The sequence below is a fragment of the Pseudomonas sp. Fl5BN2 genome, from assembly GCF_009908205.1.
In the GTDB taxonomy this organism is placed as follows: Bacteria; Pseudomonadota; Gammaproteobacteria; order Pseudomonadales; family Pseudomonadaceae; genus Aquipseudomonas.
In genome coordinates this window covers 65,642-80,126 of sequence record NZ_JAAARL010000025.1, presented here as the reverse complement: position 1 = coordinate 80,126, position 14,485 = coordinate 65,642, and the positions used below count along the sequence as shown (strand labels likewise).

Sequence of the window (14,485 nt, the reverse complement as noted above, 5' to 3'; positions counted from 1 at the left end):
GCGGCGCTGTGGCGGTAATTGAGCAAGGCGCTGAACAGCGGGGTCGGCGCACTGACCCCGCTGCAGCGCTGGGCCAGGGCCAGGGCCGCGTGTTCATGCCGGAGCAAGGTGGTCAGGCGCCCGTGGGTGGCCTTGAGCGCATCGCCCAGGCCCTGCCCGTCCACATCCAGGCGAAACGGCAAGGTGTTGATGAAGATTCCCAGGGCCCGGTCGGTGGCCTCGGCGCCCTGCATGCGGCCCATCAATACGGTGCCAAACACCACTTTGTGCTTGCCGGCCAAGGTCCCCAGCACCCGCCCCCAGGCCAGGTGGAACAGGCTCGCGGCGCTGACCCCGGCCTTGCGCGCCTGGGCCCGTAGGCGCTGGTTCAACAACGGCGGCAGCGCCAGGCTGGCTTCGTCGATGGCCCGGCCATCGCCCTGCACGTCCTGCAGGCCGAACGGCAAGGTCGGCTCGTCGATATCGCCAAGCATCTGGCGGAAGAAGGTTTCGTGCTCCTGTTCACTGACCCCCAACCGGGCCTGGGCCACGTAGTTGCGAAATGGCAGCGCCGGTCCCAGGCGCCCGGCCTGGCCCATGAGGAACGCCTGCATCTCGTGGCGCACCACATCCAGGGCGCTGTGATCCAGGGCCATATGGTGGAACAGCAGCATGGCGACGATGCGCTGCCCGGCTGCATCCCAGGCATGCACCAGGCGCAGCATCGGTGCCTGGCTGATGTCCAGGCGATAGTGGCGGGCATCGAAACGTGCATGCAATTGGGCCAGCACCTCGCCGGCGGCCGGGTCAGTCTCGACTTCCTGAAGGATCAGCCCGGCCTCGCGCCAGACCACCTGCATCGGCTGTTCCAGGCCGTCCCAGAGCACGGCCGTGCGCAGGATATCGTGGCGCGCGATGACCCCGCGCAAGGCCTCGGCGAAGGCTTGCAAACGCGCCAGGCTGTCGAAGGCGAACTGCGCCTGCATGACATAGGGGTCGCCCTGCACGGCACTGACGTGGTGATAGAGAATGCCCTCCTGCAGCGGCGCCAGGGGGTAGATGTCCTGAACGTTGGCCACCCCGCCCGGCACCGTGGCGACAATCCGTTCGATGGCCGGCTGGTCGAGGTCGGCCAGGGGCAGCAGCTCCGGGGTGATGCGCCGGGTGTGCGGGGTGATGCCGTTGGCCGGCACCTGCACCTGCCCGGCCTTGGTCGGCGAATACTGCCCGGATCTGATCAACTCGATCAGCTGCGGTTTGTAGGCCCGCAGCCGGGCCAGCAAGGCCGCTTCACTCAAGGCCTGCTTGTTGCCCTGGACCACCAGTTGGTCGTCCTTGAGCACCAGTTGAACGTCCTTTTCCTTCAGTGTCGCCAACAGTTCGATCACGCTCACAGGACGATCTCCATTCGCTCGGTAATTGCCGCATAACCCGCCAGGGTCGGTTGTTCGAACAACGCCCGGACATCGGCTTCCATGCCTTCGTCACGCATTCGGCTGATCAGGCTGACTGCCAGCAGGGAGTGCCCGCCCAGTTCGAAGAAATGATCATGGCGACCGACCCGCTCGACGTTGAGCAACTCGGCCCAGAGCCGCGCCAGGGTGATTTCCACTTCCCCCTGCGGCGCCTCGTACTCGCGCACCAGGGCCGCGTCCAGCCCCGGCGCTGGCAGTTCCTTGCGCGCCAGCTTGCCGTTGGGCCCCAGGGGCAAGGCCTCCAGGTGCACGAACAGCGCTGGCACCAGGAAGTCCGGCAGATGCTGCAACAACTCCCCGCGCAACTGCTCGGCGGGCAGCCGTACGGCCTGGTCATGGGTGGTGTAGTAGGCCACCAGGCGTTTGTCGCCGGGCACGTCCTCGCGGGCCAGGACCAGCGCTTCCTTGACCGCAGCGAGCTGGGTCAGGCGGGCCTGGATCTCCCCCAGCTCGATGCGCAGGCCACGGATTTTCACCTGATCATCGTTGCGCCCCAGGTACTCCAGCGTGCCGTCGGCCCGGTAGCGGCCCAGGTCGCCGGTGCGGTACATCCGCGCTCGTGGCTGGTCGCTGAAGGGGTCCTTGAGGAAGCGCTCGGCACTCAGTTGCTCGCGGTTGAGATACCCCCGGGCCACCTGCACCCCGCCGATGTACAACTCACCTTCGACCCCCAGCGGCACCGGTTGCATCTGCCCGTCCAGCAGGTACATCCGGGTATTGGCAATGGGCTTGCCGATAGGGGTGTGGTCCGGGGTCTGCTGCAGCGGCCCGGCGCAGTCCCAGGCGGTGACGTCCACCGCCGCTTCGGTGGGGCCATAGAGGTTGTGCAAGCCAACCCCTGGCAACTGCGCCTTGAAGCGCCGCACCAGGCTGCCCGGCAGGGCCTCGCCGCTGCACATCACCTGGCGCAGGGCGACGCAGTCCGTGGCGTCGCCGTGGGCCAGGAACACATCGAGCATCGACGGCACGAAGTGCAAGGTGCTGATGCCTTCGTCGCGGATCACCTGGCGCAGGTACGCCGGGTCCCTGTGGCCCTCCGGACGCGCCATCACCAAGCGTGCGCCGGTGAACAGCGGCCAGAAGAACTCCCAGACCGACACGTCGAAGCTGAAGGGGGTTTTCTGCAACACCGCGTCCTCGGCCGTCAGGCGGTACTGCTCCTGCATCCACAGCAGGCGGTTGACCACCGCCCGGTGCTCGTTCATCACCCCCTTGGGCTGGCCGGTGGAACCGGAGGTGTAGATCACGTAGGCCAGGTGGCTTGGGCTCAGCTCGGGGCATTGCAGGTTGGCCACCGGGCGTTCGCTCCAGGCCAGTTGGTCGAGGTCCACCAGTGGCGCCGATACCGGCCCCAACAGTGCGCGGGTCGCGCCCTCGGCCAGCACCGCCAGCGGCGCGCTGTCCTGCAGCATGTAGCCGATGCGTTCTGCGGGGTACGCCGGATCGATGGGCACGTAGGCGCCACCGGCCTTGAGGATCGCCAGCAGGCCGACGACCATCGGTAGCCCGCGCTCGACACAGATCGCCACCCGGGTATCCGGGCCGACACCCAGCTGCCGCAAGTGCCCGGCCAACTGGTTGGCCCGCTGGTTGAGCTGGCGATAGCTCAGTTGCAGCTCCCCCGCTTGCAGTGCCAGGGCCTCGGGGCTGCGCAGCACCTGGGCCTCGAACAGCCCGTGCAGGGTCTGTTCCAGGGGGTAGTCCACGGCCGTGGCATTGAAACCGTGCAACAGCTGGCGACGCTCCTCCAGCGGCAGGATCGGCACCTGGCGCAACGGCGTCTGCGGCGCCTGTTCGAGGTTGTCCACCAGGGCCCGCAGGGCCTGCTCCATGTAGCCGCAGATGCGCCCGGCGCCAATTCGCGCGAGGGTCATCGCAGTGAGGCGAAAGCCCCGCCCCAGGTCATCGACGTTGAGGCTCAAGGGATAGTTGGTGCGCTCCTCACTGTGCAGGGTGTCGATGCCTTGCCAGGCCTGTTGCACCGCGCCGCTTTGGGCCGCGTCGCTGCCGTGGCGGTAGTTGAGCATGGCGCTGAACAGCGGCAGCGGCGCGGCCACGCCACTGCAACGCTGGGCCAGGGCCAGGGACGCATGCTCATGGCCCAACAGGGCGCTGAGCCGGGCGTGAGTGGTCTTGACCGCCGCACGGGTGCCGCGGTCATCCAGGTCGACCCGCAACGGCAAGGTGTTGATGAACATGCCCAGGGCCCGATCAGCCCCCTGCCCGGCTTGCAGGCGCCCCAGCAGCACGGTGCCGAAGACCACGCTGTCCTGGCCCGAGGTGACACTCAGGACCCGGGCCCATGCCAGGTGGAACAGGCTCGCGGCGCTGACCCCGAGCAAGCGCGCCTGGGCCCGCAGGCGCGCACTCAGCTCGGCCTCCAGCGGCTGCTGCAGTTCCTCGATGGCGTCGCCGTCGCCTTGCACGTCCTGCAAGCCGAACGGCAGGGTCGGGGCCTCGATGTCCGCCAGCATCTCGCGGAAAAACCCTTCGTGCTCCTCGCGGCTGATTCCCAGGCGAGCCTGGGCCACGTAGTTGCGGTAGGGAATCACCGCACCCACCGGCTCCTGCCCCAGCAGGCAGGCCTGGATTTCCTCACGGACCACCTCCAGGGCGGTGTGATCCAGGGCGATGTGATGGAACAGCAGAATCGCCACGATGCGCTGCCGCACCGGGTCCTGGGCATACACCAGGCGCATCAGCGGCGCCTGGGTCAGGTCCAGGCGCCAATGCCGGGCATCGAAACGTGCGTGCAGTTGCTCCAGGATGTCGCCGTGCGTCGGCTCCAACTCGATCTGTTCCAGCACCACCGCGGCCCGCCGCCAGACCACTTGCACCGGTTGTTTCAGGCCTTCCCAGAGCACCGCGGTGCGCAGGATGTCGTGGCGCTCGGCAACCCGCTGCAGGGCCGTGGCGAAATCCTCCAGGCGTTGCCGGTTGGCGAACCCCAGGTGCGACTGCAGCAGGTAAGGGTCGCCCTGCCGCGCACTGAGGTGGTGATACAGAATGCCTTCCTGCAACGGCGCCAGGGGATAGATGTCCTGCACATTGCCCACCCCGCCCGGAACCGTGGCGACGATGCGCTCGATGGCCGCTTGATCCAATTCGATCAGCGGCAACAGGTCCGGGGTGATGCACGGGCAATCGGCCGCGATCAGGCTGGCCGGCACTTGCACCTCGCGGCCGCTGCCCACCGCAGCAGCCAGGGCCGCCAGGGTCGGCTGGTTGAACAGCACCCGCACATCAGCGCCGAGACCGACCTGGCGCATGCGCTCGATCAGGCTCACCGCCAGCAGCGAATGCCCGCCCAGTTCGAAGAAGTGATCGTGGCGCCCGACCTGTTCGACCTGCAGCAGTTCACTCCAGATCCGCGCCAGGGCAAGCTCTACCTCGCCTTCAGGCGCCTCGAAGCCGCGGCTCAGCCAGGCGCCCTGCTCCGGTTGCGGCAGGGCCTTGCGGTCGAGCTTGCCGTTGGCGGTCAGCGGCAGGGCATCGAGCTGCACGTAGGCCACCGGCACCATGTAATCCGGCAAGCGGCCTTGCAGGTGGTCGCGCAGGTCTTCGGGGGCCGGGCCTTGGCCGGCAGCGCTGGTGTGCAGCGTGAAATAGGCCAGCAGGCGTCCATCGCTGACCAGCACCAGCGCCTCCTTGAGGGCCGCATGGCCGAGCAGAACTGCCTCGATCTCCCCCGGTTCGATGCGCATGCCGCGGACCTTCACCTGGTCATCGTTGCGCCCCAGGTAGTCGAGGCTGCCGTCGGCGCGCCAGCGCGCCAGGTCGCCGCTGCGGTACATGCGCGCCTCGGGCTCGGCACTGAACGGATCGTTGAGGAAGCGCTCGGCCGTCAGCCCGGCACGGTTGAGGTAACCCCGGGCCACCCCGGCACCCGCCACGTACAGCTCGCCCGTGACCCCCAGGGGCACCGGGCGCTGCAGTTCATCCAACAGGTAGATCCGCGCATTGGCCATGGGCCGGCCGATATGCAGGGCGCCACCGGCCGCGAGCAAACCGGAAGTGGCCACCACCGTGGCTTCGGTGGGGCCGTAGTTGTTGATCACCGCAAACCCCGGATCACGGGGGAATTGACGCAGCCGGTCACCGCCGATCAACAAGGTGCCCAGGGTCGGATGCCCGAGGTCCTGGCTGAAGGCGTATTCGGCCACCGGGGTCGGCAGGAAGCTCACGTCCAGGGGTTGCGCCCGCCACCAGTCGAGCAGCGCATCGAGGTCCTGGCTGCCGACCTCGGCCGGCGGCAGGTGCAGGGTGGCGCCACTGCACAGGGTCGGCCAGACCTCCCAGGCCATGGCGTCGAAACCCAGGCCGGCCAGGCTTGAGGCGTGACGTCCCGGGCCCAGGTCGAAGGCGCTGCAATGCCAGTGCACCAGGTTCTCCAGGCTCTGGTGCTCGACCATCACGCCCTTGGGCTGGCCGGTGGAACCGGAGGTGTAGATCACATAGGCCAGGTGCGCCGGGGTCAGGCGTGGCACCTGGGGATTGCCCAGGGCAGCGTCCTGCCAGACGTAGCCGTCGAGATCGATCTGCGGCAGGTCGAGGCTGCCCGGCAGCTCGCAGGTCAGGCTTTGCACCAGCACCGCCAAAGGCGCGCTGTCCTGCAACAGGTAGGCGATGCGCTCCGGCGGATGGCTCGGGTCGATGGGCACATAGCTGGCCCCGGCCTTGAGAATCGCCAGCATGCCGGTCAACAGGTGCGGGCCGCGCTGCAGGCACAGCGCTACGCGATCATCCGGGCGTACGCCCAACTCCAGCAGTTGCCTGGCCAGTTGGTTGGCCCGCTGGTTGAGCTGCCGATAGCTCAAGCGCAGCGTCCCTTGCACCAGCGCCACGGCCTCGGGGGCCTGCTGTACCCGGGCCTCGAACAGGCCGTGCAGGGTCTGCCCACGGGGATAGTCGGCGACGCTGGCATTGAAGCCTTCCAGCACCTGTTCACGTTCTGCCGACGGCAACACCGAGAGTTGCCCGAGCGCCAGCTCCGGGCTCCATTCCAGAGCGTCCACCAGTTGTTCCAGGGCACTGAGCATATAGCCGCCCAAGCGCTGGGCACCGATGCTGGCCTGGGCCAGCAGCGACAGGCCGAAGCCTTCGCCCAGGTCATCGACGCTGAGGCTCAGCGGGTAGTTGCTGCGTTCTTCGCCGCCCAGCCGTTCGACCCCCTGCCAGATATCCATAGCGTCCTGCACGGCCCCTGGCGGGGCGCTATGGCGGTAGTTGAGCAAGGCGCTGAACAGCGGCGAACTGGCCGCCACGCCGCTGCAGCGTTGGGCCAGGGCCAGGGACGCATGCTCGTGGCCGAGCAAGGCGCTGAGCCGGGCATGAGTGGCCTTGACCGCCGCGCGTACTCCGCCGTGGTCCACATCCACCCGCACTGGCAAGGTGTTGATGAACACTCCCAGGGCGCGGTCGGCGCCCTCGCCGCCCTGCATGCGCCCCATCAGCACGGTGCCGAACACCACCTGCCGGCGGTTCGCCACCTGCCCCAGCACCAGGCCCCAGGCCAGGTGCATCAGCGCCGCGGCACTCACCCCCAACTGCCGGGCGTGCTCGCGCAGGCGCTGGCTCAAGGCATCGGGCAAGGGCAACTGAGCCTCTTCGATATCACGGCCGTCGCCCTGCACATCCTCCACACCGAAGGCCAGGGTTGACGCGTCGATATCGCCAAGCATCTCGCGGAAGAACGCTTCATGCTCGGCCTGGCCGGCTCCCAGCCGAGCCTGGGCCACATAGTTGCGGTACGGCACCGGTGTGCCCAGGTGCTCGCTGCGGTTGAACAGCAGATCGCGCATTTCCTCACCGATCACCTCCATCGCGGTGTGATCCAGGGCCAGGTGGTGGAACAGCAGGATCGCCACCACCCGTTGCTGCGTCGGGTGCCGGGCATAGACCAGGCGAATCAGCGGTGCCTGGGCCAGGTCCAGGCGCCAGTGGCGGGCGTCGAAGCGCTGGTGCAATTGCTCAAGCAGATCACCGTCCGCCGGGTCCAGCAGTTGCTCCTGGACCTGCAGCGCCGCCTCGCGCAAGACCACTTGCAGCGGCTGCGGCAAGCCCTCCCAGAGCACCGCAGTGCGCAGGATGTCGTGGCGCAGGATCACCTGCTGCAAGGCCCCGGCGAAACGCTGCAGGCGCTCCAGACTGTCGAACGCCAGGCGCGATTGCAGCAGGTAGGGATCACCCTGCTCGGCACTCAAATGGTGATAGAGAATGCCTTCCTGCAAGGGTGCCAGGGGGTAGATGTCCTGCACATTGGCGATGCCTCCGGGGACACTGGCCACCACCCGGTCGATGGCGGCCTGGTCCAGCTCGATCAATGGCAACAGCTCCGGAGTGATACGCGGGCAATCCAGCGCGATGCGGTTGGCCGGCACCTGCACCTCGCGACCACTGCCCACGGCAGCGGCCAGGGCCGCCAGGGTCGGCTGGCTGAACAGCGCCCGCACATCGGCACTGAGGCCAATCTGGCGCATGCGTTCGATCAGGCTCACCGCCAGCAGCGAGTGCCCACCCAACTCGAAGAAGTGATCGTGGCGCCCCACTCGCTCGACCTTGAGCAACTCGCTCCAGATCCGCGCCAAGGCTGTCTCCACCTCGCCCTCGGGGGCCACGAATTCACCGCTGAGCAGTGCCGACGCGTCCGGCGCCGGCAGGGCCTTGCGGTCGAGCTTGCCGTTGTTGGTCAGGGGCAGCGCGTCGAGGCGCACATAGGCCAGGGGCACCATGTAGTCCGGCAACTGCTGTTGCAGGGCGGCGCGCAGGGCTTGCGCGGACAGCAGCGGAGCCTGCGCCGGCTGGGTGTAATAGGCCACCAGGCGCTTGTCCCCGGGTTCGTCCTCGCGGGCCAGGACCACGCCGTCCTTGACCCCCGGGCACGCCACCAGCCGCGTCTCGATCTCGCCCAATTCGATGCGCAGGCCGCGGATTTTCACCTGGTCGTCGTTGCGCCCCAGGCACTCCAGCAGGCCGTTTTCCAGCCAGCGGCCAATGTCCCCGGTGCGATACAGGAGCGCCTCGGGCCGGTCGCTGAAAGGGTCGCGGATAAACTTCTCGGCCGTCAGCTCGGGGCGGTTGAGATAGCCCTTGGCCACGCCGTCGCCGCCGATCACGATTTCACCCTGGGCGCCGATCGGCAGCAGCTGCTGCCGGGCATCCAGGACATACACCCGGGTGTTGGAAATCGGCCGGCCGATGGGCACGTGCTCGGCGTCATCTGCCAAGTGCTGGAGCTCATGGGTGGTGGCGTAGGTGGTGGATTCCGTGGGGCCGTAGCAATGCACCAGGCGCAGTTGCGGCGCCAGCGCCAGCAACCGGCGGAAGACCGCCGGGTCAGCGCGCTCGCCACCGCAAAGGAGAATCCGCAGGCCCTTGAGGGCCTCGGGGATCAGTTGCACATACTGGTTGAACAACGCCGTGGTGACGAACAGCACCGTGGCCCCCGAGGCACTCAGGGCGCGGCCAAAGCGCTCAGGTTCAAGCAACGTGTGGTGATCAATCACCAGCACTCGCCCGCCATTCAGCCAGGCGCCCCAGACGTCCATGGTGCTGGCGTCGAAGGCCGGGTTGGAGGCAAAGACCACGCGGTCGTCGGCATTGAAATCGGCGTAGCCATTGTTGATCACCAGGCGGCTCACGGCCCGGTGCGGCACCAGCACGCCCTTGGGCAGGCCGGTGGAGCCGGAGGTGTACATGATGTAGGCCAGGCTCTCGGAAGACTGCAGCAGGCCGGGGTTATGCTCGGGCAGCGCTGCCAGTTGCAAGCGGTCCAGGTCGACCCGGCGCGCCGGGAATTCCAGCTCCCGGTCACTGTGGGTCAGCCAGGCCACGCTCTGACTGTCCTGCACCATGTAGCCCTGGCGCTGGGCCGGCGCATTGATGTCCAGGGGCACATAGGCCGCGGCGCATTTGCTGATGGCCAGCTGGCTCACCAACAGGTCCAGGGACCGCGGTAGCAGCAGCGCCACAGCGTCTCCGGGCTGCACACCCAGTTCCAGCAGATGGTGGGCCAATTGATTGGCCCGGGTATTGAGCTCGGCGTAGCTGAGCTGCGCGCTACCCTCTACCGCCGCCACCCGCTGGGGATGGGCCAGGACCTGGGCTTCGAACAGCTGGTGCAAGGTCTGCTGGCGTGGGTAGGCGCGGTCGGTGGCGTTGAATTCCAGCTGCTGTTGCCGGCGTTCGGCCTCCGGCAGCACCGGGACTTCTTGCAGGGCCTTGGCCGGGGTCTGCTCCAGGGCCTCGGCGAGGTGTTGCAGGGCACAGTTGAGGTAACCACAGACCCGGGCGCCGTCCAGCTGCGCCACGGCTTGCACGGTCAGGCGCAAACCCTCGGTGTCATCGTCGATGTTCAGCGCCAGCGGGTAGTTGCTGCGCTCCTCGGAATCGAGCACGCGAATCCCGTCCCAGGTCGCCGGCCCCTGCTCGCGGCCGCTGTCCAAGGTGCCATGCCGGTAATTGAGCAGGCTGCTGAACAGCGGCAATGAGGCAGGCACGCCACTGCAACGCTGGGCCAGGGCCAGGGGCGCGTGCTCATGGCCGAGCAACTGTGCGAGCCGGGCGTGGGTGCCGCGCAGCGCATCCGCCACCCCCTGGGAGCCGAGGCTGACCCGCAGCGGCAAGGTGTTGATGAACATGCCCAGGGCCCGGTCGGCCCCCGCGCCGCCGTGCATCCGGCCCAGCAGCACGGTGCCGAACACCACCTCGTCGCGGCCGGACACTTGCCCCAGCACCAGGCCCCAGGCCAGGTGCATCAGGCTGGCGACGCCGACCCCGAGCCGCCGCGCCTGCTCACGCAAGCGCTGGCACAGCGCCGGGTCCAGCAGCAACGAGTGCTCGTGAATGCCACTGCCGTCGCGATTGACGTCCTGCAGGCCGAACGCCAGGGTCGGCTCGTCGATGTCCGCCAGCATCTCGCGGAAGAACGCTTGATGCTCCGCCTCGCTGAGCCCCAGGCGCGCCTGGGCCACATAGTTGCGATACGGCGCTGCGGGCGCCAATTGCCCGCAGCGCCCTTGCAGCACAGCGCCGATTTCCTCCACCAGCACGTCCAGTGAGGTGTGGTCCAGGGCCAGGTGATGGAACAGCAGGATGCCCAGCCAGCGCTGCTGTCCCGGGTCCTGGGCACAGGCCAGGCGCAACAGCGGTGCGCAGGTCAGGTCGAGGCGATAGTGCCGAGGGTCGAAACGCGCCTGCAGTTGCGCCAGGGTCGCGCCCTGGGCCGGGTCCAGTTCCAGCACTTGCAAGGCCAGGGGCGCATTCCGGCACACCACCTGCACCGGCTCATCGAGGCCTTGCCAGTGCACGCTGGTGCGCAGGATGTCGTGGCGCTGAATCACCTGCTGCATGGCCAGGGCGAAGGTTTGCACGGCGTCTTCGTCGCGGAATTCGAACTGCACCTGCAGCACGTAGGGGTCGCCGGCGGCGCTGCTCAGGTGGTGATAGAGAATGCCCGCCTGCAACGGCGCCAAGGCATAGATGTCCTGGACATTGGCGACGCCGCCGGGGACCGCCGCCAGCACCCGCTCGATGGCCGCCTGATCGAGGTCCGCCAGGGGCAGCAGCTCCGGGGTGATACGTTGGCAACCGGCACCGATGCGGTTGGCCGGCACCGATACTTCGCGCGGCCCCCCCACGGCGGCGGCCAGCGCGGCCAGGGTCGGCTGGCCGAACAGCACGCGGACATCGGCGCACAGGCCCACCTGGCGCATGCGCTCCATCAGCTTGACCGCCAGCAACGAATGCCCGCCCAGTTCGAAGAAATTGTCCTGGCGCCCGACTTGCGGCAGGTTGAGCAATTCCTGCCAGATCCGCGCAATCGCCTGCTCCACTTCGCCCTGTGGCGCAACATAGTCTTGCCGGGCCACGGCCTCGCTGTGCGGTGCCGGCAAAGCCTTGCGGTCGAGCTTGCCGTTGGTGGTCAGGGGCCAGGCATCGAGCAGCACAAAGGCGCTGGGCAGCATGTAGTCGGCCAGGCTGTGGCGCAGTTGCTCACGCAGCTGGGTGGCGCTGGGCGTTGCTCCTGGCCGGGCAATCACATAAGCCACCAGGCGCTTGTCCCCCGGGCTGTCTTCGCGGGCGATGACCACCGCCTCGCGGACCCCGGCGCAATCTGCCAGGCGTGCTTGGATCTCGCCCAACTCGATGCGGAAACCGCGAATCTTCACCTGGTCATCGTTGCGCCCCAGGTATTCCAGGCTGCCATCGTTGCGCCAGCGCGCCAGGTCGCCGGTCTTGTACAGCCGTGCGCCCGGTTGCGCGCTGAAGGCATCGGCAATGAAGCGCTCGGCCGTGAGCTCATCGCGATTGAGATAACCCCGCGCTACCCCGGCACCGCCCACGTACAACTCCCCCACCACGCCGGTGGGCAAGGGTTCGCGCCGGGCATCGAGTACGTACAGCTGCAAATCGGGGATGCGCCGGCCAATGGGGCTGCTGCCCACCAGCAAGGCATCCGCCGCCTGCAACGGTCGATAGGTCACATGCACCGTGGTTTCGGTGATGCCATACATATTCACCAGCTGGGTGCCGACGTTGTCGACCCGCGCGTACCAGGGCTTGAGCATGGCCGGTTCCAGGGCTTCGCCGCCGAAGATCACCTGGCGCAGGGAATGCTTGAGCGAGCTCTGGCCCTGGGCCGCGATCAGCGAGCGGAAGGCGCTGGGGGTCTGGTTGAGGATGCTCACCGAGGTTTCGCAGAGCAGCGTGTAGCAGGCGTCCGGCGAGCGACTGATGGCTTGCGGCACCACCAGCAATTGTCCGCCATGCACCAGCGCGCCCCAGATTTCCCAGACCGAGAAGTCGAAGGCAAAGGAATGGAACAGCGCCCAGATATCCCGCCAGTTGAAATCGAACCAGTCACGGGTGGCGGCAAACAACCGGGCAACGTTGCGGTGCTCGACCATCACGCCCTTGGGCAAGCCGGTGGAACCGGAGGTGTAGATCACGTAAGCCAGGTTGGCCGAGGTCAGCCCCGGCACTTCGGGGTTATCCAGCGCTTCATAGGCCAGGGTGCGGCTGTCGAGGTCGATCAGCGGCACCCGCAGGCCGCTCACCAGGCCTTGGGTATCAGCCTGCACCAACAGCGCCACCGGGGCACTGTCCTGCAGGGTGTAGGCGATGCGCTCGCGCGGGTAGGCCGGGTCGATGGGCACGTAGGCACCACCGGCCTTGAGGATGCCCAGCAGGCCAATGATCATTTCCAGGCCACGTTCGACACAGATCGCCACCCGCTGATCCGGCCGAACCCCGAGGGCCAGCAACCGATGGGCCACCTGATTGGCGCGCTGGTTGAGTTCGCCATAGCTCAGGCGCTGCTGTTGGTAGATCAGCGCCGGGGCCTCGGGCTGGACCCGGGCCTGGGCCTCGACCTGCTGATGCAGCAGCGGGCTGTCCGGGTAATGCGCCAGGGGCGTGTTCAAGCCTTGCAGCAAATAGCGCCGTTCGCTGGCCGGGAGCATTTGCAGGCTGTGCAGCGCGGCCTCCGGGGTTGCTTGCAGGGCCAGGGCCAGGCTTTCCAGGGTGGTCAACAGGTAGCCGCCGATGCGCTCGGCGCCAATCGTCGCGTCCACCAGTGCCGTGATGCGGAAGTCTTGCCCCAGGTCGTCGACATTGACGGTCAGCGGGTAGTTGGTGCGCTCCTCGGCCCCCAGCACCTGGATCCCCGGCACCAGTTCCTGGACGTCGGCACCATCACTGGCGTGGCTGTGGCGGTAGTTGAGCATGGCGCTGAACAGTGGGGTCGGTGCACTGACCCCGCTACACCGCTGGGCCAGGGCCAGGGACGCGTGTTCATGGGCGAGCAAGGCGGTCAGCCGCTGGTGGGTGGCCAGCACTCCGGCGCGCACGCCCTGGGCGCCGACATCCACCCGCAACGGCAGGGTATTGATGAACATCCCCAGGGCCCGTTCGCCACCCTCGCCGACCTCCATGCGGCCCAGCAGCACCGTGCCGAAGACCACGGCCTCGCGGCCGCAGACCTGGCCCAGCACGCGTGCCAGGGCCAGGTGCATCAGGCTGGCCGTGCTCACCCCCAGTTGCCGGGCCTGGTTACGCAGGCGCTGGCTGAGTTCGCGGTCCAGGGTCAGCCGGTGCTCTTCGATGTGCCTTGCCGTGCCCTGCACGTCCCCCAGGCCGAACGGCAAGGTCGGCTCGTCAATGTCGCCGAGCATCTCGCGGAAAAAGCCTTCGTGCTGCTCCTCGCGCTGGCCCAGCCGGGCCAGGGCCAGGTGATCACGGAACGGCACTGGCGCCGGCAGTCGGGCACTGTGCCCGAGCAAGCGGGCCTGGATCTCCTGGCGCACCACGTCCAGCGCGGCGTGGTCCAGGGCCATGTGATGGAACAGCAGCAGGGCGACATACCGCTGGTTGCCCGGATCCTGGGCGTACACCAGGCGCAGCAGCGGCGCCTGGCGCAGGTCCAGGCGGAAACGACTGGCATCGTAGCGTGCCTGCAGTTGGCCCAGGACATCACCGGCGGCGGGGTTCAGCGACACCGCCTCACACACCAGCGGCGCCTGGCGCAGGACCACCTGCAGCGGCTCATCGAGACTTTCCCAGGCAATCGCGGTGCGCAGAATGTCATGCCGGTCGATGACCCATTGCAGGGCGTCGGCAAAGGCTTGCAGGAGTGCCTCGCTGGCAAAGGCGAAGCGCGCCTGCAGCACATAGGGATCGCCCTGGGGCGCGGACAGGTGGTGATAGAGCATGCCTTCCTGCAGCGGCGCCAGGGGGTAGATGTCCTGCACATTGGCGGCGCCACCGGGCACCGCGGCGACGATACGCTCGATGGCCGCCGGGTCCAGCTGTACCAGGGGCAGCATGTCCGGGGTGATCCTGAACGCCGGGCTCAACCAATGACCGCCCTGCCCGGCCACCAGCTCCAGAAGCTGCGCCTTGTGCTCGACCAGGCTGTCCCAAAGCGCATCATCCAACGCCTCGTCATCGCCCTGCACCAGCAGATCCTCGGCATCCCGTTGGAGACGGATCGCGAGGGTCGAAAGAACTGCCATCAATTCGCTGAACTGCAT

Annotated in this window: 2 protein-coding genes (1 of these 2 only partly in view); both read right to left on the bottom strand. The window is 67.8% G+C overall.

The genetic code is table 11. The features are described 5' to 3' along the window. Positions 1-1,373, bottom strand: the beginning of a protein-coding gene (locus GV819_RS27775) for a non-ribosomal peptide synthetase (protein ID WP_161759232.1). Its footprint begins 13,333 nt before the window's first position; only the first 1,373 of its 14,706 coding nucleotides appear in the window; the start codon lies at positions 1,371-1,373; its stop codon lies off the left edge, out of view. After that, on the bottom strand, positions 1,370-14,485 hold the full coding sequence (locus GV819_RS27770; RefSeq protein WP_161759231.1) for a non-ribosomal peptide synthetase: 13,116 nt from the start codon (positions 14,483-14,485) through the stop codon (positions 1,370-1,372). The genes GV819_RS27775 and GV819_RS27770 overlap by 4 nt, the downstream gene beginning before the upstream one ends.

Excerpts from the sequence above, each read along its gene's own strand:
- GV819_RS27770 (WP_161759231.1), bottom strand. The coding sequence starts at position 14,485 with ATGCAGTTCAGCGAATTGATGGCAGTTCTTTCGACCCTCGCGATCCGT.